At 58.6% G+C, this 22,337-nt stretch carries 27 protein-coding genes; 8 read left to right on the top strand and 19 right to left on the bottom strand.

The genetic code is table 11. The annotated features are described in order from the left end of the window. Positions 1–407 precede the first annotated feature (407 nt). Positions 408–734 carry a hypothetical protein gene (locus tag C816_RS02325; protein WP_016320796.1) on the bottom strand — a complete coding sequence of 109 codons (327 nt, stop codon included), beginning with the start codon at positions 732–734 and terminating at the stop codon, positions 408–410. 4 nt (positions 735–738) lie between these two features. Continuing rightward, positions 739–2,202 (bottom strand): DUF3991 and toprim domain-containing protein, encoded by a 1,464-nt coding sequence (locus C816_RS02320; protein ID WP_016320795.1) that lies wholly within the window; start codon positions 2,200–2,202, stop codon positions 739–741. A gap of 54 nt (positions 2,203–2,256) precedes the next feature. Here C816_RS02320 and C816_RS02315 point away from each other — a divergent pair, with 54 nt between their 5' ends. The 5 genes from C816_RS02315 to C816_RS02295 all read left to right on the top strand — a co-directional run bounded on the left by C816_RS02315 (position 2,257) and on the right by C816_RS02295 (position 4,577). Beyond that, positions 2,257–2,520 (top strand): AbrB/MazE/SpoVT family DNA-binding domain-containing protein, encoded by a 264-nt coding sequence (locus tag C816_RS02315; RefSeq protein ID WP_016320794.1) that lies wholly within the window; start codon positions 2,257–2,259, stop codon positions 2,518–2,520. Further along, complete coding sequence (locus C816_RS02310; protein WP_016320793.1) at positions 2,514–2,852, top strand: type II toxin-antitoxin system PemK/MazF family toxin; 339 nt, start codon at positions 2,514–2,516, stop codon at positions 2,850–2,852. Before C816_RS02315 ends, C816_RS02310 begins: the two co-directional genes overlap by 7 nt. Before the next feature lie 31 nt (positions 2,853–2,883). Then, the gene (locus C816_RS02305; RefSeq protein WP_016320792.1) at positions 2,884–3,702 is read left to right on the top strand and encodes a formate/nitrite transporter family protein; all 819 of its coding nucleotides are present in this window, start codon (positions 2,884–2,886) and stop codon (positions 3,700–3,702) included. 173 nt (positions 3,703–3,875) lie between these two features. After that, entirely contained in the window at positions 3,876–4,121 is a 246-nt protein-coding gene (locus C816_RS02300; protein ID WP_016320791.1) for a hypothetical protein, read from the top strand. A gap of 78 nt (positions 4,122–4,199) precedes the next feature. Further along, positions 4,200–4,577: a hypothetical protein gene (locus C816_RS02295; RefSeq protein ID WP_016320790.1), complete on the top strand. Its 378-nt coding sequence runs from the start codon at positions 4,200–4,202 to the stop codon at positions 4,575–4,577. A 111-nt stretch (positions 4,578–4,688) separates the two neighbouring features. On the opposite strand, the gene mobP3 is transcribed toward C816_RS02295, so the two are convergent. The 11 genes from mobP3 to C816_RS02240 all read right to left on the bottom strand — a co-directional run bounded on the left by mobP3 (position 4,689) and on the right by C816_RS02240 (position 15,549). Beyond that, positions 4,689–7,403 carry a MobP3 family relaxase gene (gene mobP3, locus C816_RS02290; protein ID WP_016320789.1) on the bottom strand — a complete coding sequence of 905 codons (2,715 nt, stop codon included), beginning with the start codon at positions 7,401–7,403 and terminating at the stop codon, positions 4,689–4,691. Between the two features lie 25 nt (positions 7,404–7,428). Then, positions 7,429–7,770 carry a hypothetical protein gene (locus C816_RS02285; protein ID WP_016320788.1) on the bottom strand — a complete coding sequence of 114 codons (342 nt, stop codon included), beginning with the start codon at positions 7,768–7,770 and terminating at the stop codon, positions 7,429–7,431. Between the two features lies 1 nt (position 7,771). Next, positions 7,772–8,218, bottom strand: coding sequence for a hypothetical protein (locus tag C816_RS02280; protein ID WP_016320787.1), 447 nt, complete (start codon positions 8,216–8,218; stop codon positions 7,772–7,774). A 427-nt stretch (positions 8,219–8,645) separates the two neighbouring features. Continuing rightward, on the bottom strand, positions 8,646–9,377 hold the full coding sequence (locus C816_RS02275; protein WP_016320786.1) for a hypothetical protein: 732 nt from the start codon (positions 9,375–9,377) through the stop codon (positions 8,646–8,648). A gap of 87 nt (positions 9,378–9,464) precedes the next feature. Continuing rightward, entirely contained in the window at positions 9,465–9,935 is a 471-nt protein-coding gene (locus C816_RS02270; RefSeq protein ID WP_016320785.1) for a hypothetical protein, read from the bottom strand. Positions 9,936–10,072: 137 nt separating this feature from the next. Then, entirely contained in the window at positions 10,073–11,092 is a 1,020-nt protein-coding gene (locus tag C816_RS02265) for a hypothetical protein (RefSeq protein ID WP_016320784.1), read from the bottom strand. After that, positions 11,089–11,367 (bottom strand): DUF6103 family protein, encoded by a 279-nt coding sequence (locus C816_RS02260; protein ID WP_016320783.1) that lies wholly within the window; start codon positions 11,365–11,367, stop codon positions 11,089–11,091. The genes C816_RS02265 and C816_RS02260 overlap by 4 nt, the downstream gene beginning before the upstream one ends. A gap of 19 nt (positions 11,368–11,386) precedes the next feature. After that, positions 11,387–12,223: a hypothetical protein gene (locus C816_RS02255; RefSeq protein ID WP_016320782.1), complete on the bottom strand. Its 837-nt coding sequence runs from the start codon at positions 12,221–12,223 to the stop codon at positions 11,387–11,389. Next, positions 12,210–13,067, bottom strand: a complete 858-nt coding sequence (locus tag C816_RS21485) for a DUF6329 domain-containing protein (RefSeq protein WP_016320781.1) — start codon at positions 13,065–13,067, stop codon at positions 12,210–12,212. Before C816_RS21485 ends, C816_RS02255 begins: the two co-directional genes overlap by 14 nt. 24 nt (positions 13,068–13,091) lie before the next feature. Beyond that, on the bottom strand, positions 13,092–14,147 hold the full coding sequence (locus C816_RS02245; RefSeq protein WP_016320780.1) for a M23 family metallopeptidase: 1,056 nt from the start codon (positions 14,145–14,147) through the stop codon (positions 13,092–13,094). Continuing rightward, positions 14,140–15,549 carry an ankyrin repeat domain-containing protein gene (locus C816_RS02240; protein WP_016320779.1) on the bottom strand — a complete coding sequence of 470 codons (1,410 nt, stop codon included), beginning with the start codon at positions 15,547–15,549 and terminating at the stop codon, positions 14,140–14,142. Before C816_RS02240 ends, C816_RS02245 begins: the two co-directional genes overlap by 8 nt. A 92-nt stretch (positions 15,550–15,641) precedes the next feature. Here C816_RS02240 and C816_RS02235 point away from each other — a divergent pair, with 92 nt between their 5' ends. After that, positions 15,642–17,135, top strand: coding sequence for a Y-family DNA polymerase (locus tag C816_RS02235; protein WP_016320778.1), 1,494 nt, complete (start codon positions 15,642–15,644; stop codon positions 17,133–17,135). Continuing rightward, complete coding sequence (locus tag C816_RS02230; protein ID WP_016320777.1) at positions 17,135–17,542, top strand: YolD-like family protein; 408 nt, start codon at positions 17,135–17,137, stop codon at positions 17,540–17,542. The genes C816_RS02235 and C816_RS02230 overlap by 1 nt, the downstream gene beginning before the upstream one ends. Here the strand turns inward: C816_RS02230 and C816_RS02225 are convergent. Genes C816_RS02225 through C816_RS02210 form a run of 4 tightly spaced genes read right to left on the bottom strand, consistent with a single transcriptional unit; the run spans position 17,529 to position 20,527 of the window. Continuing rightward, positions 17,529–17,744: a hypothetical protein gene (locus tag C816_RS02225; RefSeq protein WP_016320776.1), complete on the bottom strand. Its 216-nt coding sequence runs from the start codon at positions 17,742–17,744 to the stop codon at positions 17,529–17,531. The two genes, C816_RS02230 and C816_RS02225, sit on opposite strands and share 14 nt — an antisense overlap. Beyond that, positions 17,744–19,693, bottom strand: a complete 1,950-nt coding sequence (locus C816_RS24685; protein ID WP_016320775.1) for a VirB4 family type IV secretion system protein — start codon at positions 19,691–19,693, stop codon at positions 17,744–17,746. Before C816_RS24685 ends, C816_RS02225 begins: the two co-directional genes overlap by 1 nt. Beyond that, on the bottom strand, positions 19,686–20,264 hold the full coding sequence (locus C816_RS02215; RefSeq protein WP_016320774.1) for a hypothetical protein: 579 nt from the start codon (positions 20,262–20,264) through the stop codon (positions 19,686–19,688). The genes C816_RS24685 and C816_RS02215 overlap by 8 nt, the downstream gene beginning before the upstream one ends. Continuing rightward, positions 20,261–20,527 carry a hypothetical protein gene (locus tag C816_RS02210; protein ID WP_016320773.1) on the bottom strand — a complete coding sequence of 89 codons (267 nt, stop codon included), beginning with the start codon at positions 20,525–20,527 and terminating at the stop codon, positions 20,261–20,263. Before C816_RS02210 ends, C816_RS02215 begins: the two co-directional genes overlap by 4 nt. A 295-nt stretch (positions 20,528–20,822) precedes the next feature. On the opposite strand from C816_RS02210, the gene C816_RS02200 reads away from it, so the two are divergent. Then, positions 20,823–21,464 (top strand): DUF4160 domain-containing protein, encoded by a 642-nt coding sequence (locus tag C816_RS02200; RefSeq protein WP_016320772.1) that lies wholly within the window; start codon positions 20,823–20,825, stop codon positions 21,462–21,464. A 182-nt stretch (positions 21,465–21,646) separates the two neighbouring features. Here C816_RS02200 and C816_RS02195 read toward each other — a convergent pair whose 3' ends face one another. Then, the gene (locus C816_RS02195) at positions 21,647–21,937 is read right to left on the bottom strand and encodes a hypothetical protein (protein WP_016320771.1); all 291 of its coding nucleotides are present in this window, start codon (positions 21,935–21,937) and stop codon (positions 21,647–21,649) included. After that, positions 21,931–22,245 carry a hypothetical protein gene (locus tag C816_RS02190; RefSeq protein WP_016320770.1) on the bottom strand — a complete coding sequence of 105 codons (315 nt, stop codon included), beginning with the start codon at positions 22,243–22,245 and terminating at the stop codon, positions 21,931–21,933. Before C816_RS02190 ends, C816_RS02195 begins: the two co-directional genes overlap by 7 nt. Positions 22,246–22,337: the final 92 nt, after the last annotated feature.

The raw sequence follows: 22,337 nt of genomic DNA, 5'->3' as shown, positions 1-22,337 counted from the left end.
CTTTGGCTGGTGTGAGCTTCTGCCAAAGACATTCGACCTTTTCGGTTTTCTGCCGTTTTCCACCATTGCAAATTTCAACGGCGGCAGTACCCCGCATGGGGGCGGATGGCTGTATTACCATCCTGACATTTACGAGCCGTACACTCAGGACATATGTCGGTTGCAACAAAACATACTGGACATGACCGATTTATAGCCTCCTGCGGGCATGGCCGTCTCAGACCACGTATCCGCTCTTCACCGAGCTCCGTACGTCCCATATGACACTATAGGCGCACGTCGGAGTATTAGAGTTTTGATTACCCGTCACACCGGGGTTAGCAGGCACTTCCCCTGCCCAATCAAGCATAGAGTTCAGATTCCTTGCGAAATCTGTCTTGTTTTATTGCGTATTTCTACGCAGATTGTCAAGAAACGAAGCGCACGCACTGAATATCGTCCGTGTCCACCAGTGCGGTGACGGCGTTCTTCTTTCCTGCGCAGCCCAGCACCAGCCCCTGTTCCTTGGGCAGGTTCTTCCCCGAGCGCCACTCGGACACATGGAAAGGGATGTGCCGGTAGGTCTGCCGGATTTCTTTCTTGTTGGCCCATCGGGCGGTTCCGTGCTGGCCGTCTCCTACGGTTTTGGATTTGATATTGTCCAGATTCCCGCTTCCAGAGAAATGCGTGGCGGCGGCAATGAGCAGAAGCATTCCTCCTGCCAGTAGAATCAGCATAATCGTCTGTGATGTCATAGGCTTACCCCATTTCCTGTTGTATTGGCTGCTGTGTTTGTTTCTGCTGCTGTTTCAAAATGTCCGCCTCATACTTGACCGGCACCTTGGCGAAGGATGCTGCCAGCTCCAGCCAGCTGTCCGCCAGCTCCCGTTTCTCGGACTCATCGCGGATGCCGGGAGCCGAAGCTTTTTCCAGCACGCCTTGGAATTGTGCTGCCAGTTCCGCCGGGCGGCGCTGCAGGCTGCCCCGATTCTGATGCGGCAGGATGCGGCGGTACAGCACCTCCGCCAGCTCCTCTGGAGAGCGCGGATCTCCCATTTGCCGCAGCTCCCGTCCGTAGACCGCCAGCGCCAGGGCGGACGCGTGCTCCATGCACTCCATGGCTCGGTCGAACTGCTTCCATCGAAAGCAGATTTTGGCGTAGTCGATGAGATTGGGAATATCCTGTTCCCAGTAGTCTCTGCGGGAGCCCTCTACGCGCCGGCTGATCCTGCCGCAGACCTCCGGCGAGATGATGAGCTGAGGATGCTCCTCCGCCGCCTGTGCGGGGAGGCTCCGGTGGGCTTTGAGGTCCTCGTTCCAGTCCTTGTGCTCCGGCTGGATCACTCCAACCTCGTCATAGCCGTGTTTATGAAGAATTTCGGTCAGCCGCCCACTGGCCTCGATGCCCGCCGCGTCGTGGTCCAGGCAGAGGCAGACGGTGCGGAGGTTGGGATTTCGTTCCAGCATCCAGAGCATGGCATGTTCACTGGTGCCGCAGAGGGCGACGAAGCTGTGCTCCTGCCAGCCTCTGGGATACCGGGTGAGGAAGGACAGCAGATCGATAGGAGCTTCAAAGACATAGAGCCGATTGCTGGAGCCGGTGTGGTGGAAACTGCACCGGGGATCGCTGCCCTCTATGTTGATACGGAAAGTCTTGCCGATGTCGTTGACACTGCGCTTGTGGGCATGGCGGGCAGCGCCGTCCCCGTCCCTGCCGACGAAGACGGCGTTGTGGTACTCCCTGGTCTTGTCCTTGGAAATTTCGCGGCTCTCATACAGCAGACCTGCCCGGACAAAAGCGCTGACTACGTCCCGGTCCAGGAAGCGGCGGTTCAGCAGGTAGGCGTATACCCGGCGCATATCCCGGTTGGCGGGCGGAAGGGTAAACTCTCTCTTGGGTTTCTCCTTCTGCTTTGGCGCGGGGGCATGGACAGTGCCCTGTGCCCCGCCAAGCAGACGGGTGACGGCCTCCGGGTAGGAGAGGTTATAGAACTGCTGGACAAAGGAGATGGGACCGCCGCCCTGCTTTGCGGCATGATCGTACCACTCATTGCCGCGGACGGTGACGCTGTGGTCGCTGGACAGGCGGTACTCCGGTCCGGAGGGGATCAGCTTTTCCCCCTGGCAGCGAAGGAATTCCACCAGATCCACAGAGGCCGCCCGGAGCTTCTGTTCTTCGGTAAAATGGATATAGGGCATTTCAATCACCTCTGAAATATACATATCCTGTTGACTTCTGTTTATACTTTGTATATACTGCTTTTGGGAGGTGTTTTCATGTACGCGACGATTCAAAAATGGGGCAACAGCCAGGGCCTGCGGATTCCCAAGGCACTATTGGATGCGTTAGGCTTGCGGGAAAATGACCGGGTGGAGCTGACCCAGGCTGACGGCGGCATCCATATAAAAAAGGCCGGATTCGGGCACCGCACACTGGAGGAGCGGCTGACCGCGTTTTATGGCAGACCCATAGAGGAGATCCCGCGGCTGAATGATCAGGAAGTCGATTGGGGCGGGAGGTCAGGTGATGAGGTATGGTGACCATTTTTGAGCAGGGGGACATTGTCTACCTGGATTTTGATCCCCAGGCGGGCCATGAGCAGCGCGGCCGCCGTCCGGCCCTTGTGGTCAGCAACAATCTGTTCAACCGGATCAGCAGTCTCACCATGGTCTGCCCCATTACCCATACGGACAAAGGACATCCGTTTCACATCCGGCTGGAGGGGACGGTGAAGACGGACGGTGTAGTGCTCTGTGATCAGGCGCGGATGCTGGATCTGAACAGCCGGAATGCCTCCTTTGTAGAGAAAGCGCCGGCGGCCTTGACGGCGGAAGCGGTGGACATCATCACTGGCTTCATTGAGATCCGGTGATCCGCATATCAATACAGGAAGTGGATTTGCCATGAACCTCTTCACCCCGGCGGAGTGCGCCGCCAACTATGCTTTGGCAGGCCGGAACAAGACTCGGATGCCTATCGAAAAGATGTTTCTTCTGGCGGTGCTGGCCGGATTCTTCATCGCCATGGGCGGGGCGGTGACCAACACCGCGGCCCACTCCATCGCCAATGTAGGCGCAGCCCGCATTGTCTGCGGGCTGCTGTTTCCCTTTGGCTTGGCGATGGTGATCCTGACGGGAGCGGAGCTCTTTACCGGCAATACGCTGATCGTCATCTCCCTGTTGGACCGTCAGGCCACAGCGGGCGGGATGCTGAAAAATTGGTGCGTAGTCTACTTCGGCAACGCCGTGGGCGCCATGCTGACAGCTGCCGGCTGTGCTTTTGGAGGACAGCTGAACTACTCCGGAGGACAGCTGGCGGTGTTCACCATGAAGCTGGCGGCCGGGAAATGTGCGCTTCCGGCGGGGAACGCTGTAATCCTGGGCATCCTCTGCAACATCCTTGTGACAGCCGGGGTGCTGCTGTCCCTGTCCGCCAAGGATCTGACAGGCAGGGTGGTGGGGGCCTATCTGCCGGTGGCCTTTTTCGTCATCTGCGGCTTTGAACACTGCGTCGCCAACCTCTTCTACATACCCGCAGGGCTCTTTGCCCGGACGGTCCCCGCATACGTGTCCCTGGCGGCGGAGGCGGGCGTGGACTTGACCGCTCTGACCTGGGGAGACTTTTTGCTGCGAAATCTCCTGCCGGTGACAGTGGGAAACATCCTGGGCGGCGCGGGCCTGGGCTGTCTCTTCTGGTACTGCCACGGCAAAAAGCAGGCGTAGAACGCCGCGCGAAACATACCCCGCCGGCGAGTTTCGATTTGTCAATCCGCAATCGCCCCATGGACCATACAAAATATTCCAATCTTTTTTCTCCATCCCGAACATTGCTTTTCTCCGGCACTCCGGCTATAATATGCAGCGGCTGTTTTTTACAGGAGGAAAGGATGTAGTGTATGGAGCTGAGTTATGATCCGATATGGGATGAGAGCGGGGAACTGCGGCGGGGCTGCACGGTGCGGGAGGCGCTGGCATGGCTGACCCGCTTCGGCGGGCGCACAGCGGGAGAGCCTGTCATGATCAACGGTGTGGTCTATAAGGTTGGCCACCTGCTGTACGACCCGGAGCGGCCCGATGTGGCGGACAAGCCCATCGCCCATGTCTTCGACGGATATTATCACCAGCTGAATTTCAGCGTGTGATCCCAATGCCGCAGGAACGGCCTGCGGCACAAACTCATTTCTGATATGCTTGGAGAAACAACATTGGAGGTAATACCCATGGAAGCATTTCTTCCGATTTTTGATAAACGCAATATTGAGATGTTTGACCGCCGCTGCTTTTCCTTTGAATTGTCCCTTAGTGAAATAGGGATCAACAGTGACCTGACACTGGATATTATCATGGCGTGCGACAATGAACGGCTGCCAGACGGCACCAGCAGACTGAAAGCAGATATTTTTGCCAAGAAAGAGGGCGTTTCACTCTGCGGCTATATATACACAATAACCATATCCTCAAACGATGAAATTCCTGTTGAGGAACAGGCTGAGCGTATCTACGGTGTGATAGATGGTGACAGGATGTTTTGTGAAAATCTTGCCGGCTTTGTCGTAAGGCTGGACGAATTGAAAAAAGCGGAATACGTAGATTGGTAGAGTCATGTTAAAAAAGTGACTTGCTTCCATTTCCAAACCCAAGTTCGCGCAGAAAAAGCAGGGCTGTATATATGACTGGGGACGGCTGATGAGCCGTCCCTTTTTGATGTCTCATAGCTGCCGCTGCGTGATCTCCGGTTCTTCATGGTCATCCGGCTTGTGGCCCATGGCGATCTTCTTCTCTCTGATCTTCCTCCTCAATTTGCTGTCCACGAAGGAGATCCCGCCTGTTGATGGCGGGGCCTGATCCTGGAAGATGCGGCCCATGTGGTGGAGAAGCCGGGTGGCGCTGGCGAAGAGGGAGGACGAGTCGTCCACGTGGTCCAGGAAAAACCGGGCGTACTCATTGCCCTGCTCTGCGGCCAAAGTGAACCAGCGGACGGCGGCTTTCCTGTTCTGTGGAACATCCTTTCCCAACAGGTACAGCTTGCCCAGGGCGTACTGCGCGTACTGGTTGCCCTGTTCCGCAGACTCCGTCAGCCAGCGGACAGCGTCCACGGTATCCTTTGCCACGCCATCGCCGCTCAAAAGCAGCTTGCCCAGCCGGTACTGCGCAAACTGGTTTCCCAACTTGGCGGATTGCTGGAACCAGCACAGAGCGGCAGAGGGATGATCTATCTCCAAGTACAGTTTTCCAAGGGCGTACATAGCGTACTCATTGCCCTGCTCTGCCGCTTGAGAGAACCAGATCACCGCCTGGATCGTGTCCTGCACTACCGGCCCGCCGTCACGATACAGCTTGCCGAGGGCGTACTGGGCATAGTCCAGCCCAGCTTCCGCCGCATGGGTCAGCCAGACAACCGCCTGATTGATTCGGTCAGGTGCGGCGGAGGGATCTGCAAGGATGTGCTTTGCCATCTGATACTCCGCATGGGGATTTTTCAGTTCGGCAGCTTTCTCCAGCCACCTCAAGGCAGCGCTCTCATCCCGCTCTGTCCCTACGCCGTGCAGGAGCATCCAGCCGATGCGGTATTGGAGCCGGTCATCGGGGCGCTGATCTGCCAGCGTCCGGAAGCCCTGATAGGCCATGGAAAAATACCGGGCGGACTGGCGGTCATCTGCGGTGCAGCCAACGCCGTCCCGATACCGTTTCCCCAGCTCCCATGCGGCATAGGGAACACCCTGTGCCGCGGCAAGGGTATACAGCTCCAGCGCCATTTCATCATCCTGCGGCACACCTTTGCCCTGGCTGTACAGTCCGGCAAGGGCGTATTGCGCATACTTGTGCTGCTGTTCAGCCGCTTTGGAAAACCACTTTGCGGCCGTTTCATTGTCCTGCTCCGTCCCAAGCCCGCCAGCGCACATTTTCCCGATGCGGTACTCCACATAGCGGCTGGGGTGCTGCCGCTCCACGGTCTGGAAGGCAGAGAGCGCCTTGGCGTACCACGCATGAGACTGCTCCGGATCAACGCCCACGCCAGTGCCGTCCGCAAGCATTCTGCCCAGGTCGTGCATGGCGAGGGCGTTGCCGCCGAGGGCCTCCTCCATGAAGAGGCTGCAGGCTTGCTTGTGATCCTGGGGCGTATCGTCATCCCCAAGTAAAAAAGACCGCGCCTGTTTGTATCTCCTGCTCCATACCACGGCAGGCGGCGCTTCGTCAGACGCCTCCGGCGTATCCGCCGGTTCTGCCTCCGGCTCAGGGCCGGCGTCCCCGCCGGCCTGCGACGGCTCCTGGGTATCCGCCGGCGCGAATACCTCAGTATGCTCACCCAGCCGCACCGCCTCCTCAATCACCAGATTCTTGATCCGTTTGAACTCCTTCTGCTGTGAGAGGGAGAGACGGTCTGGCAGGTCATCCTTGTATGTCCGCAGCACTTCTTCCCGCAGCTGATACCACAGGTCGTAGGCAGCGGTCACACGGGAGTCCTTTGCCAGCTCGTTTACGATCTCATCCACAATTGCTTTCAGCGGCGCCTTCAGATAACCGTACTGCTTTCTGTCGGAGGTGCTTTTCAGCCGCTGGGACAACTCGCCCATGAGCTGCTCAATGTGCGGGTTCTCCAACGTGCCGGAGAACATCTGCCGGGTCAGCTCTTTCATGACCTCGCCAGACTGCCGCACCAGATCATCCCGCCGCTGGGTCTGCTGCCGGTAGATCTCCGTCAGCTCCTGGCGGAAGATATTCTTTGCCAGTCCGGACTTTATTTTGGCGATGCCCTCCTGATCCAGAAAGCCGGAGCGTCCGTCCGCGCTGCAGCAGACCATGTGGACATGAGGGTGCGATCCCTCGTCGTGGTAGGAGGCATACCAGCGGAACTGGTTCCAGGGAATCCGCATGGCCTCCGCGATCTGCGGAGCGTAGGAGGTGAGGAGGGCCTGCCAATGTTTGGCGCTGTCGTAGCCGAGGCGGGCGGCGTCCTCTCTGCGCAGGGAGATAATGGGCAGCCATACATTGCCGGGGTGGTTCGCCACCTCTTCTGCGATCCTGGACAGCTCCAGCACATCGCCTGTGCCGTTGAACAGACCGTGCGTGCCGATCCGCTCCGCACGGGGCCGCTTGGCGATGTAGCTGACATAGTTCTCACGCTTTGCAATCTGGTCGTAGTTGTCTTCGAGCGCTCTGGTGATAAACTCCGAGGCGGCGGCGCGGGTGGGGGAGGATTGGTAGTCCTCATACTCAAACATCCCGCGGCTCAATGGAAAATCCCGCAGGAGCTGCTCCACCATGGCCTGCTGTTTTTTGGTGGCAGGCAGGGCGGCCTTGTCCGGTGTGAGCTTCTCCACGCCATCACGGGTGGCGACATAGCGGACGTAGTTGCCCAGGTGGGCGGCGGCTCTCTCTGTCCCCGGCTTGAGGTAGGGACACTTGAATATGATCCGGGGCATGGATTGTCACCGCCTTTCACCTGTATCAGGACATACCGGGCACGTCCATGCCGGACTCCGGTTCCTCGTATCCCCACTCACGAAAGACATGGTCGAACTCAGCTTCGAGATCCACGCCCTGTTCCGCCATCCAGTGACAGCACACTGTCTCCAGCGGTTTCTCATATTGCAGGAGCAGCTCCACACTTTTCATAGAATAGTCGTGGAGATGTCCCACCAATTGATTGCAGCAGAAGCCCATAGCGGCGATCTCATCTGCTTTGCCGAAGACGGCATGGCCGGGAAGATCCCACATGCTGCGGGCATACACATCCATTTCCTGGTTCACTTTCTCCAGCAGTTTCTCATGGACAGCAGTCCATGCCATATCACGCACCGCCTCTCTGGTACTCCACCGCCTTGTCCAGGGTGATGCTGCCGCTGGTCTTCTTCACGTTCTGGACGCACCGGCCCCGGAGACTGCGGAGCGCGTCGTCGCTGATCTCCATCCCCGCCGCCAGCACGTTCATCACCATGTCCAGCTCCACCGCCAGCTTGAAGAGCAGACGGCAGATCCGGTTCTCCGTGTCCTGTACCGTACCCCGCAGGACGGAGGCCAGCGCGGGCGGCAGGTAGGCGGTGGCGTCTTGCCCGGAGACGTAACCGGCATAGAACAGCGCGGCCTTTTCCAGATACTCGCTGCGGCTCTTGCCCCCCGCCGTCTCCGCCGCCCGGTCCATCACCTCCAGCGTGGAGGGGTACAGCCAGACGGGGATGCGGGTCTTGATTTCAGTGGGACTGCCCGGTTCCACCGAAACGGGCTGTTTTCTTCTCATAGGGAAATTCCTCCATTTTCTGCAGAAACCACCCGGCACAGCCACCTTGCAAAAGGCTGAAACCGGGCGGTTTTTCCTCTGTTATTTCCGTTTCCGACCACCTGCCACAGCCAACAGGGGTCCAAACCGACCACCTCGTCCCTGTCCCCGACCCGCGTTGCGGGGCGGTGTGAGCGGCAGGTGGGCGCAAAAGCGACCACCTGCCTTTATCCTGCAAACAAATCGGAGGGTGGGTTCAGCTGAGTGCCGGGGGAACGGATGCGCTGAACACTTGGCCACAGAGCCGCCACAGGGCGGCGCAATGGGCGCGGTGGTCAGGGATGCGCCCTTCCGGACAGAGCGCGGCACACGGGCGCTGTTACGGCACACAGCAGGGGAATAAGAGCGAGGGCCGCTCCGCATCGGGAACGGCCCCTGGCACACTCCGCTACACCGTCAGCTGCATCCCGCCCTGCTCGGGCTCCTGCTTCTGACGCAGCTCCAGCCACAGCGGGTTGTACTCCACCTCCGCCTGACCGCGGTCGACGTCGAAGGTCAGGTGTGCGGCCACCGCGGGACAGCGGCGGAAGATGGCGGACAAAGCCTTGGTCATATCAGGCTCTCCGCTTACTAAAATCTTCTTGTATCCGCCGCCCAGCTTTATCTCCATGTCTGTGGTGAGAAACAGCAGTGCGCCGGCCACGGAGGAGCGGTGGATCTGTGCGTACTCCTGCGCAGCCCGCAGGGTTGTCTCCGGATCAAAGCCGCCAAAGTGCAGTGTGTGAAATTCGCGTGAGGTGCCGTTCTCTATCACTGTGCAGAGGGCCAACGGGCTGGATTCGTTCGCGCTGTCCGGCTGATGGAAACACATGAGCATTCCCGTCTCCGCCATCTCCGCCGCATGCTGGGGCGTGCATCCGTTTTGCAGATAGACCGCCGCGGCTATCATCTCACCGGGCAGCGCCGCGAACCCGTGCTGGATGATCTCGTAGGCACCCTGGAGCGTCTGCCTGTCAAAATTCCGGGCGATGAACTGCAGACTGGTGAGGAGCGCCCGGACGCCATAGCATTCGGCTGTCTCGCCAAGCTCCTGCCCAAATTCAAATAGTTCCGCGGTGGTTTCCGGGTCGGGCCGGGGAATCAGCGCGTTGATCTGCCGCTCGAAATCAGTTCTTTCCATAGTTATATCACCGTCCTTATTTTAATCGTACTACCGAGAGAGCGGGGCCAGCCCGTCCTCGTGAGCCGGCCCCGCTTCCTGGGGGTCTCAGCCGGCGGCAATCTCCGGCAGCTTACGTTCCGCAGCTGTTTTCTCAATCCAGTCCAGCAGGTTCTGGCACTCCGCCAGCTCACTGGCCAGCTTGAACATCGCTGTGCGCTGCTCCCGGTCATCCATCTGGACGGCGGTCTCGAAGAGGTCCCACACGTTGTCCAGCGTCTCCATGCCAGTGGCGTTCATGGGGAGTTCCGATTCCGGCAGGACGTGACTGGCGCTTTCGCCAGCGGCGATCCTGCGGAGGACGTCCTTCTCCCTCTCGATGAGGTCGAGGCTCTCTGTGGTGTCCCCGGCGGGGAGGTTCCACGCCTTACCGATCAGGGTGACGGCTTCCTCGAAGTGGGCCACGCTGACGTCCTCCTCGCTGGGAGCGGTGCTGACGCTCTCGCCGTGGATGACCATCAGGGCCAGGGCCTCCTTGGTGATCCTTACCTGAAGTTCTTGCGCTCTCTCAGTTGTCATGCTGCTTGTTCCTCCTGTTTCTATTTTGTGCCGCCGCTGGCGGCTGTCAACACAATGGCACAGCTTTGCCGGGAAAGCTATTCAGCAAAGCCAACGAAAAATTGGGTTGCCGGTTTACATAGACGCAAAAGCCATCGTCACATCAAGGGCTGGGTGGGCGGCGCCATGTCGTCCGCCATCAGCTGGGCGCTGTAGTCCCTCAGCGTCTGCCCGGTCTGTTCCTGGCAGTAGGCGTCCATCTTCCGCAGCAGGACTTCTTTTTCCGCGGCGTTGAGCGTGTACGGAAGAGACTCCTCACGTCCATCTGCCCGGTGCAGGTCGACCTCCAGCTCATCGCAGACCTGCCCGGCGGAGCAGTCGTAGTTGGCGTACACGTTCAGAGTGTCATCGTTCTCGCTGGTGCAGACGTGTGTGCCGAACACCGCGTCTACGTTGAAGCCGGTCTCCATGTAGAAATTCAGCAGGCCGTTGATCTCGCTGATCTCCTCCGCAAAAGAAATCTCCCTTGCGGAGAGGTGACCTGCGGATGTGATCTCTCTGCCGTCCAGTTTGTCCATCAGGACTCTGTACCGCCCATCCGTATTAAGCCCCTCCTTGCGGAAGGCGTAATATGCGGCGACGGATACGTCCCCTATGGCGAACGTCTTCCAGCCATCCATGATGTGAACAGCGGAGAACTCCCGTTTGTCAAAGTCAATCTCAAATGCGCCGGTGACCTTGCCGGTGTTCTCCATGCGGAGAAGGACCAGCCGCTCGAACTCATCAGGGGTGATCGCCTCCCGTCTGGGGAACAGTTCCGAAAAGGAACCGGAGTCCGCTCCCGGTTCCTGCCGCAGATACCGCCGCAGAGTGCGGGCAGTATCCAGCAGCTCCTGATTTTGATCCAGCCGGAAATACTCCTCCCGGCCATTCTCCCGTACATGGAACACCGCGCATTTCCGAGACGCCTCCATTTCCGCATCCCGCGCTGCCAGCTCCTCTTTAATGCGGGCACTGATTTCCTGCCGGGTTTCACGAGGCACCCGTGCCACATACAGCTCCGTGAGCGCATCCAGCATCCGCTGTTCTACGGTAGTATCCTCCCGCGCCAGCGCAGCGGCCAGCGCGTCCAGCTCATACTCGTTCATCCATAGCTCCAGTTGTACATCACCGCTCATACGGTACCCTCCTTCTCTGATTTTACAGGATCAGTTGTCGGACTGGGCACGGCCGCCTTGGGCTGGCTGGGGCGGGGCGGGCGCTTGGGCCGGGCGGCGGGGGCGGATATGATATCCAGATACTCCCGTACCGGTTCGGGCACCGACTTCTCGTAGAGCATCCGCATGGCCTCATCCATCTTCTCCTGCACCGTGGTGTTTTCCTTTTTCAGATAAATCGTCAGAGCGCGCATTCTCTCGCCGTCAAAAGACAGCGTGATCTCATTTTTCTCCATTGTGTTGGTTCCTCCTGCTTTACATATTGAGCCCCATTTGAAGAGGAGCGGGGCTGTCCTGACTCTGTGCCGGCCCGGCGGGGACAACCATCTGATGGGGACCACCCACACAGCGGACACCCTGCTCCTTGAGAAAGCTGTCCCCTGCCCGGTTCATAATCTCCAGATCGAAGCTGGAGGCGTCCACCGTTCCCAGAGCGGAGGACAGGCCGTGCCCCACATAGACGGTGCAGAGGGCGGGCCAGTCCGTAACCTCCGGGTATTTCCGAACCGCATCTTGATACACCGGAGCCTGCTTGACCGACTCGGCATCAGTCACGGCGCCGGAGACAAAACCGCTGGCCCAGTGGGGTCCGGCATCGCCGCCCAGAAGAACGCGGGTAAAGCGGATAGGCATCTGTGCGGTCATGCGCTGGAGCGCCAGGTCCGCCTCGTCACGGGCGCGTTCAAGGCCGTTGTCCTTTCCATTCCACCAGTGGGGGTGGAGAGACATATCTTCCAGCAGCTCCCGCACCACATTGATCTGGCGTCGGCGGTCATCACCGGCAGCCTCCAGCACGGCGATGAAGCGCCGTAGCTCTCGGATGGTATCCTTCTGCATCTGCTGTGTGGCCGGAACGGTAAAATAACAGCCGCGGGCCTGCTCCAGTTCAAGATCATACTGCTCCATCAGCTTTGGGTCGGGCGTCAGCCCATCCAGTCTTGCCATGCCCTGGAGGGTGGCGTCCGTCCAGAACCGGCGCTGTTCCTGCCAAGGGGGAGAGTCCTCCGGCTGATGTCTCTCAAAACCGTTTTGCCGCTCAATGGCGTATGTGGTGAGCCCCATGGCGACACGGCTAATATCAAATCGGTCCATAGCGTCCTCCCATGGCGGGGCCCATGGCCCGCTCCGCCTCGTGGGCTTCGTTGAATCTCACCAGCTCTTCCGGGGCCACCTCAGTGAGCACCACCTCGGTTCCCTCCGGGCCGGGGACGATCTCCGCTACCCGTGCGTCCAGCAGGGCGGCGTAATCCTCCTGCCCGGCGGCGTTGAGTTTCAGCAGTTTTTCCGGCAGCACGACATAGTCCGTCTCTTCATGAGTGAGGAGCGTCAGGCCACCGCCCGCCAGCACAGGGAGAATCTCTTTCAGGCGCGGCCCCAACGCTTCGTTTTTCGAGACACCGTTGAGCTGCCGGCAGTATTCCGGGTGGTACTCCATCTTGATACAGCCGTCGTGCATATCCACCGCCGCCACCTCGGGACAGCGTTTCAGCGCGGCTCGGAGCATAGAGTCAAAGCCGCTGCCCTCCCGGACTGTCAGATCGAGATGCTCCTCCAGATCCTCGAAATAGACACACCAGCTTCCGCTGGCGGTGTTCTCCGTGCCCCACCGGATGATAAAATCCGCCGCCCGATCCATCTTGGCGTTGACGATGTCCCGCATTCCGGGGATATAGGCCGCGAGACGGGCGCAGTCATACTGTTCCGCATCAACGAGTATCCCATCGTTGCTGCCCTGGCCCAGCGCCAGCAGGCAGTGGATCACACCGTCCCGGCTGAACATATATTTCTTGTGTTCCGCAAGGAATGGCTGATTTGCCAGAGGTGTGATCTTCAGCCGACAGAAATCCTCATGGGATAGCTCTACCACCTTTTCGATCTGGCAGTCGTCCATCTGGAAATTGGCCGGCTTCTCCACAAAGTTTGCTTTGAATTTCATCGTGCGTTCCTCCTCTCTCTGCGTTTATGGCAAATAGCTGCGGGGATTGGTCCGCTCCCCGTTGACCCGTACCTCGAAGTGGAGGTGGGGGCCGGTGGAGCGCCCGGTGGAACCGGAGAGGGCGATCACGTCTCCGGCTTCCACCGTCTGGCCCACCCGCGCCAGCAGCTGGGAGCAATGGCCGTACAGGGTGGCGAGTCCGCCGCCGTGGTCGATCATCACATAGTACCCGTAGCCGCCTTGGTTGTAGGTGGACACGGTCACGGTCCCCGGCAGGGCGGCGCGGACGGAGGTTCCCGTGGGTACAGCCAGATCCATTCCGCTGTGCCCCCGCCGCTCGCCGGTGAAAGGGTCGCGGCGGTAGCCAAACTCCGAGGTGACCACGTTTCGCCAGTTCTCCCCAATGGGAGAGCAGAAGCCGTCCGCGCCGATGAAGGGGACATCCGAACCGGCGAAGCCGCTGCCGCCTCCCGCAGCGCCGTATCGGATCAGGTTGTAGATGCTGTCCGCATTGGCCTGCTGTTCGGCGGTGGGCGTTACGCCCATGGCGGCGATGTTCCGCCAGACGGTCCCAAGATCCTCAATGGGGATGGCCACCCTGTAGATCTCCTCCGTCTCCGCGGGAGGGTCGCTGCCCTCCACGGGGACGGTGCGGGTACGCTCCTCGTAAGTGACGAAGCAGTCCACAAAGGTTTGTGCGTCTCCGTGAGATTCGGTGCCGAAGTACAGAGTATAAAAAATCGCCTTGACGCGTATATCGTCAAGGCGATTTTCTTCTTCTGTATTCTCGTTGATGGCGGCGATGGCAGTGTCCAGCTGACCGAAGCTGGTACGCATAGCCTCAATGCAGGCCCGGTACTCCTCCGGGGTATTCGCCGGGATGGCGGCGGTATCATAAAAGCACAACTCCACGGCGGAGATATTGTGATCCGCGGCTCCGGAACCCAGGGCACAGAAAAAGGCGATGAGCAGGATGAGCGGTGAGAGAATGGCTGCCAGTGCCCAGCCAGCCGCTTTCCGGGTCTTTTCATCGGAGAGAACAGCGTCCGCCGCTTTTGCCAGCAGGATGGGATCAGCCAAAGGTCATTCCCCCATTCTCCTGGGCGGGGACCTGTGCCATTTTCGTTTGGATCTCGGACCAATGATCCTCCAGAGCCTGCATGGTCTTCTCATGACCATCGCAAGGGTGGTTCTTCGCCCACTGCTGATAGACGTCAAAGTCTATCCCGCCGTCCAGCAGCAGCTTGCACACGTCAACGGCGTCGTTCTGGACGCAGGCGTGGAGGGCGCCGTAGTCGTCGGTCTCCACCCACATTCTCTTTTTCAGAAGCTCCTCCGCGATCCAGCTGTCTCGGCCCTCATAGGTCAGCATGTGAAGCGCCCTCCAGGCGCTGGAGCCTCCGGAGATTCCTTTCTCCACCAGCGCAGACAGTGTGCGGTGGTCATGATCTGCGGCGAACTGCTCCAGAAGACGGGGCGGTGCGGCGGCGATCTGCTCTTCACTGCAATGCTTGATGATCTCTGTGGCAATGAAGCGGTGATCCGTGTGGGCATAGCTTGCCATTTCTCCATGGAAGGACGGAGACAGCTCCGGCACGTAGTGATCCGCCGCAGTCAGCAGGAGCCGCACTCGGTCCCCATCCGCGATGTCCACCGCTTTCTGACAGGCAGCGCGGTAAACATCTTCAGAAAAGCGCACGTCATTGGCAAGCACCAGCGCCATCATCCTGCGTCCCACTTCGCCGGGGCGTCCCGCTGCCGCAATGAGAAGATCGTCCGTATGTTCCGCCAGCACCTTGGGGCAGAGTTCCTGAAAGACGGACATCTCCCCATCCTGAATGGCGAGGATCGCCTTGTCATAGCCGCTCATCCGCAGGGGCCGCATCCCTACTGTGTTGACGTACTCCGTGATGCTGCCGGTCATACGGCGCAGGAGCTGCTCGGTCTGGGACATGGCCTGCTCCTGCCGCTCCCGCTGCTCCACCAGCGCCTTGATGATAACCTTCTGCTCCTGCTGGCTGAGATGCACCACGCTGCCGCCAGTATCGTCCTCCACACCGCCGATCTTCATGTACCGGGCGTGGGTGGCGTGGTCGCCGTGGAACGCCTTGGTGATGGCGGAGGAGATCAGGAACATCCGGTCCAGGTCGTTCCCGTTCTCGCCCAGGGTCTTGCCGGTGATAAAGCTCCTGGTGATGCTCTTTTTCTGGTTCTCGTCATACCACTTGAGGTACACGTCCAGATATACTCCCTCGCTGGCGCCATAATCGGTGGTGCAGAAGATGTCGGCCCCCTTGGGGATATTCCGGCCATTCTTCCAGTGGTCGTCCAAGAGAAAATACTCGTCCGGCAGGTATCCCATGCTCTCCAGACGGCACTTCAGCTCCTCGAACACCTCCTGGGCCATGGGCTGGCCCGCGTACTCCAGCTTACGGGGGTCCTCCTCAGAGGGTTTCCAACGCTCCAGTTCAATTACATTCATTTTGATTCCTCCCTGTATGATTTTGGCTTGTCCGGCCGGAGTTGGGTATGCTATGATAAAAGTAGGATGATATAGGGAAAGGAGGCCGCACTGTGAAAGAGCGAACGTATCTCGCCATTGATCTCAAGAGCTTCTACGCATCCGTGGAGTGCGTTGAGCGCGGCCTCGATCCCCTGACCACCAACCTTGTGGTGGCGGACCTGAGCCGGACGGAGAAGACCATCTGCCTGGCGGTCACCCCCAGCCTGAAAGCCTGGGGCATCTCCGGCAGGGCGCGGCTGTTCGAGGTAGTTCAGCGGGTCAAGGAGGTCAACGCCCAGCGGCTCCGCTCCGCACCGGGGCGGAAGTTCAGCGGCGCCTCCTTCAGCGATACGGAACTGAAAGCAGACCCTGGCCTGGCGGTGGACTACATCGTGGCTCCGCCCCGGATGGCCCATTACATGGAGTGGAGCACCAGGGTCTACAACGTGTACCTGAAATACATCGCGCCCGAGGACATCCACAATTATTCGATTGACGAGGTGCTGATGGACGTGACCAACTACCTGGACACGTACAAATGCAATGCCCGGCAGCTTGCCATGAGGATCATCCTGGATGTGCTGGAGACCACCGGTATCACGGCCACGGCGGGGATCGGCACCAACCTGTATCTCTGTAAGGTGGCCATGGATATTGTGGCAAAGCACATCCACCCGGACGTGAACGGCGTCCGTATTGCCAAGCTGGACGAACGCACTTACCGCCGCCTGTTGTGGGATCACCGTCCTCTTACCGATTTCTGGCGGGTGGGCGGCGGCTACACCAGAAAGCTGGAGGCCCACGGCATTTACACCATGGGTGATATTGCCCGCTGCTCTCTGACGGACGAAGATCTGCTCTACCGGCTGTTCGGCGTCAACGCCGAGCTGCTGATCGACCACGCCTGGGGCTGGGAGCCCTGCACCATGGCGGACATCAAGGCATACAAGCCGGAGAGCAGGAGCGTTGGTTCCGGGCAGGTCCTGCAATGTCCCTACAGCTATGACAAGGCCAGGCTGGTGGTGCGGGAGATGGCGGATCAGCTGGCGCTGGATCTGGTGGACAAGGGCCTGGTGACAGATCAGCTGGTGCTGACGGTGGGTTATGATATTGAGAATCTGAAAGGCCGCACATATCAGGGCGAAGTCACAAAGGACCGCTATGGGCGCTCTATTCCCAAGCACGCCCACGGCACCGCCAACCTGGAGGAGTACACCGCCTCCACACGGCGCATTATCACCGCCGCGTTGGAGCTGTTTGACCGTATCATCGACCGGAAGCTGCTGGTGCGCCGTCTCTATCTCACCGCCGCGCGGGTGACGGATGAGGAGTCCGCTCCCGGCAAGAAGGCCGTGGAGCAGCTGGACCTGTTTACGGACTACGCCGCAAAGCAGGAGCGGGAGGCCCAGGAGACCGCTGACCTGGAGCGGGAAAAGAAGGTACAGCGGACCCTGCTGGATATCAAGAAAAAATACGGCAAAAACGCAATCCTCAAAGGCATGAACCTGAAGGAGGGCGCTACTGCCAAGAGCCGCAATGAGCAGATCGGAGGGCATAAAGCGTAATGGGGAAATACGATGATATCATCGATCTGCCGCACCATATCTCCGCCTCCCGTCCTCAGATGCCCATGCTCGACCGGGCGGCGCAGTTCATGCCCTTCCGGGCTCTGACCGGCTATGAGGATGCGGTCCATGAGACGGCCAGGCTGACGGAGGAACGGGTGGAATTGACGGAGGATGAAAAGGCTCTTTTAGACACGAAGCTGCAGAGGCTGGCGGACCGTCTCGACAGCCACCCGCAGGTGACCTTGACCTGGTTTCGGCCAGACAAACGGAAAACCGGGGGTGCGTATGTTACCACCACCGGTCAGATAAGGAAAATTGACGATTTTGAGGGCGTCCTGATCCTGCTGGGGGGAGAGCGAATTTTGATTGAGGACATTCTGGATATCCAGCTCACGGCCCCATAACCATTCCCATACCGCCCGCAGTCTGCTCCTGTTCACTCTGTAGAATGTCCGCCACATCATCAAGTGCCTGTTCAATCACTTCCAGCGTATCTCTAAGACGCGCAATCTGATCTTCAGTCAGCTCAGGAAACCGTTCAGGGAACAGATCCATTGTAATTACTCTATTCAAACACTGCTGTGTGTTCAACCACTCTTTTTCCATTACCGCCCACCCGCTTTTCCAAACAATTCCGCCTTGTGGGGCGGGGCGTGTACCTCCAGCAGATACCGCTCGTTGCCGCACTTGTAGAGGCAGACGCCCCGCTGGGGATAGCGAATCAGCTCAAACTCGGACTCCTCCAGCTGGAGGTTGTCCATGTAGAACCGCTTATCCACACTGCCAGCGTTGAAGAGGAATTGGTGGGTGGGGATGGCGAAGAGGGGCCGGGTCAGCTCCCGGATGCCGTCCACGTCAAAGTCCTCGAGGTTCTGCGAGGCGAGGATCAGGGACGATTCCTTTTTGCGCACCCGTTTGAGGGTGTTGCGGATATACTCAATGGTTGTCACGTTGGAGAGCCAGATGTACAGCTCGTCCAGCGTGGCCACTGTGTTTCCCTCGGTCAGCAGCTTGTCGCTGAGATAGGAGAGGACATTGAACAGCATGGCGTCCTTGACGTTCCGGCTGGCCTGAAGGAGCCCCTTCACCCCGAAGACCAGAAAGCGGGAACTGGTGATGTTGGTATGGCCGTTGAAGAACTTGCTTTCGGCGCCCCGGCACATGGAATGGAGGCCCAGCAGGACTTCCTGCAAAAGCTCCCGCGGGTACAGCGGGTTTTCCTCCCGGTCATAGTGCCGGTAGGCGTCCTCAATCACATCATAGAGGTCGGAGAGGATTGGAAAATCCTCGGGCCGCATAGACTGGAAGTTGGTGTGGTTGTTCATACCCCAGTTCTTGTACAGCCGCTCCAGCATCAACTCAATGGTGTCGATGTGGCGGTCAGAAAAATCCTTATAGGCTCGGAAGAAGTCCTTGAGGAAGGAGACGTGTTGGCTCAGGCGGGTTCGCTGTCGGAAGGCTGCCGGAGCCTCATCGTCGTCATAAGCTACATATCCCTCGTTCTCGCCTAACGGTGAGAACTCGCTCATTCCGCTATTCCTCCTCTCCCCAGTGAAACCGCTTCGCTGAATTTCGCCGGGGGCCCCATTTTCTTCCCCCTCGGTATCCCACAGCTTGGGTTCCAGCGGATTGATGATGTACTGCCCGCTCATAAGGTCAGCGAAGCACCCGCCCAGATTGGCACACAAATCGATGAGTTCATGCTCGGGGTCCAAACAAATGGCGGATTTGCCGCTCTCCAGAATGTTGCACAGGAGCAGCTTCAGCAGGTAGCTCTTGCCTTGGCCGGAGTTGCCCAGAATGAGGACGCTGGCGGTAGTCTTGTCCTCAGCGCGGCGGTCCAGATCCACAATGATGTTGGAGCCGTAGCGGTCCCTGCCAATGTAGAAGCCGTTGGGATCGTTCTTGCCGGAGTAGTTGAAAGGGAAGAGATTTGCCACGCTGGAAGCGGGCAGAACCCGCTCATACAGGGAGCCGAAGACGTTGCTTCCAGCAGGGTTGGACGCTAAAAAGCCCTCCCGCTGGCGCAGGAGGATGCGGTCGGCGTTCAGTTTGGAGCGGGTGAGTTCCGCCAGCACATCGTCCCGCAGGGAGCGCAGGCCGTCCGCGTCTCTGGCGGAGAGCTCAATGAACACGGCACAGTGTTCCAGCGGCTCCCGGTTGCGGTGCATGGTGGTGATCAGCGCGGCCACGTCCTGGAGGTTGGCCTCCGCTGTAATGCTCTGCTTCATGTCGTTGGTGTTGCCTCGCTCCATGCGGCTGCGGTTCGTGGCGTTGTGGAGGATGGCGTTTTCCTCAGCCGGCGTGACCTGGCGGGCATAGATATGGAGGGTCACGCCGCTTTTCTCGCCCAGGTGCTGGAGCAGAGCCAGCTCTTCTGTGCTGGTGGGATAGCCCCGCAGGGCCAGGGTGCAGTGGTAAGCCCCGCCCAGGATATAGCTGTCCGTGTTGAATTTCACGGCGGCGGGGGCGATCATGTCCAGAAAGTCCTTGGGCGGCGGGGGTGTGGAAGACTTTGCCGTCCGCACCTTTTTCTTTGTCTGTTTTTTAGCCATTGGCGCTCCTTCCTCCGTCAAAATGGTTAAACTGCTCTGTAGTCACGTCCTGCTGGTAGTACACCGCCAGCAGGCGCATCATGTCCTGCTCCTCCGCCATACGGACGTGAAAGCCGCAGTCCCGGATGCGCTTCTCCAGTTGTTTCAGGTACCCGGCATCCTCAGTGGATTTGTCATCCAGGCGGTAAACGAGAGCAAACTCCCGCGCCGAGGCGGTGGTGGACTGGATCTCGTCCAGATGGCCCATGTCCTGCCGCAGCAGCTCCCGCAGGGCGGGTAGATCCTCCTGCTCCAGCCGGGCCTGATAGTGGTGCTTGTTGCTCTGGAAGGACTCACGGGAGTCCAGGGCCAGCAGCTCCACCGCCTCCATGCCCCGCAGAAGCTCCGTTAGGGCGCGGACACGGCCCCGGACGCCCTCTGTGGACAGCACAGAGAGGTTGTCCGGGCTGACCAAATAAAAAACCAGCTCACCCCTGGCCGTCTTCAGGCCGTGTTCGGTGAGCTGGTCGATCCCCATGAGCTGCCGGGTGGACAGATGCCGCCGCAGCTCTTTTTTCTGTTTTCGATTCAAGATTTTCGTTCCTCCCACAGATAGTATTGCTGGTGCAGGAAAAGGAAGCAGACGGCATTGCGGAGGAAATCCAGAATACTGGCGTCTTCCACCCGGATGCTTAAAAAGGCGTAGAGTACGGTCAGCACCAGCAGAAGCATTCCCCAGCCCTGGACCAATGCCAGAACGGAGAGCAGCGCGCCGATGCCAATGGCCGCCACATCCCGCAGTTCCCACAGCCACAGCTTGGGCTTCGCTCTCAGGTTGTCAGGATAGATGTACATGAAATGTCATTCACCTCACTTGGCGGACAGATAAACTTGTACAGGGATATTTCGTTTTTTGCAGTTGTCGATCACATATTTTGTGCCCTTGGAGCTGCCATCCCAGAAGGCCAGAACGAGATCGGCATTTTCAATGATGGTGATGCTGAGTTTCAGCGGGGCGGCCTGCCCATACCAGCTGTACTCTGGCAGGCATTCTGTAAACTCGTAGATACGCGCCCGCAGAGTACGAAAAGACTATCTTCCAAATTGACGCCCCTTTTGCTATAATTCTAACCATTGAGGAGGTAGCAATATGGGCATCTGTTTTCATCTTTATTTCTGCGGAATGAGCGAGAGGACCTTTACTGAGAAAATCGTGATCTACGAGCCAAACTACACTATTGAACAGACCTATACTGGCGGTGATTTGGAATGGCTCGGCATCTGTACAGCCGGTGAACTGATGGAACACATAAAACAGTCTCAGAAAATACAGGAAAACCTGGGAGACTGGGGTATGGAAAATTTTACATGGGAGCATATTTACATCCTGCATCAGGATTATATGCTGGGGCTGGATGAGGATAAATCCCTGAAAGATATCTGCCGCCATTTGAATACAGAACATCTGGAATTGGCATGGTTTCAAGTAGGCGGCGCATCAATGCAAAATCAGGGCTATACCTTTACTGTGCGCTCCAAGGAGCACAACCATCAGCATCTGCCTCATGTCCATGTGTCCAAAGGCGGAGTGGAGGCCCGGTATGCGCTGGATACCCTGGAGCCGATAGATGTACCTTTGGAACAGCCGTTAAAGCGGGATGATAAAAAAGTGATACGTCCATTCCTGGAAAAAAACCAGGAGCGTCTGAAAGAAATGTGGCGGCATAACATGAACGGCTACTGCACCCCGGCGCTGTCGGAGGAGGGGAAACAGTTCTATCCAGAATCCTGAGACCGCCTCCCCAGGTCCTTCAGGGACTTACCCGTCCATGCCAACACACCCTTTCGGGAGAGCATCAAAAAGTTTGAGGCGGAGCATGGAGCTATTGAGGGGACGATCAGCCCGGATGTCAACGTAAAACCACCGCGGCAGGGTTGAAACTGAGAGGGGGCGGCAGTGCCGTCCCCTTTGCTCTAATCCTCTGGGAGTCCGATGGCGGCCAGCGCCTCCAGGCACCAGATCCCATGCTGTTCCAGTGTTTTCTTCAGTGCCGTCTCAGCGAGATTTAGGGCATCTGTGTTTGAGACCTTACCAAGCGGGTACATTTTAATGCCCAGCCCAGGGCAGTTCAGGAACATCTCACCGGGATGGTGGATGTGCGGATGGACTCTGGCCTCGCCCCAGTGGGGGATGCGGGCCATATAGGTCATACTGAGGATCTTCCCCGACTGGTCTTTCTCGGGCTTATCATCCCATGTCAGCACGGCGTTCCCTCCTCATCACAATCTTCCTCCAGCGCCTGCTGGATGCAGTTCAGGAAGAAGGCGTTCTGCTTGACTCCCTTCCGCTTGAGGTAGTCCTTGAACTGCTCGAACAGCTCGGTCGGAACCTGGAAGGCTACGGTTCTCTGATTCTCTTTCATAGTGGTCTTTCCCTCCGATTCATAGAATTTGGTGATGAGCCAGGTCATGTACTGACTCAGAGTCTGGCCGGACTCCTCCTGCCGCTGGCGGAGCTGCGCGTGGAGTTCCGCCGGAATAGGGGCACAGAGATTTTTGACATTTTCTGCCACGGGTGTTCTCTCCTTTCCTGGGTGGTAGGGCAAGTATATCGGAAACGCCGGGCAATAGCTATTCACACATACCAACAAAGAAGCTTTTTCAA

It is taken from the genome of Oscillibacter sp. 1-3 (assembly GCF_000403435.2).
Lineage (GTDB): Bacteria > Bacillota > Clostridia > Oscillospirales > Oscillospiraceae > Oscillibacter.
Note: the sequence above shows the minus strand (reverse complement) of the source record. Positions and strands in the feature narration are given on the sequence as shown.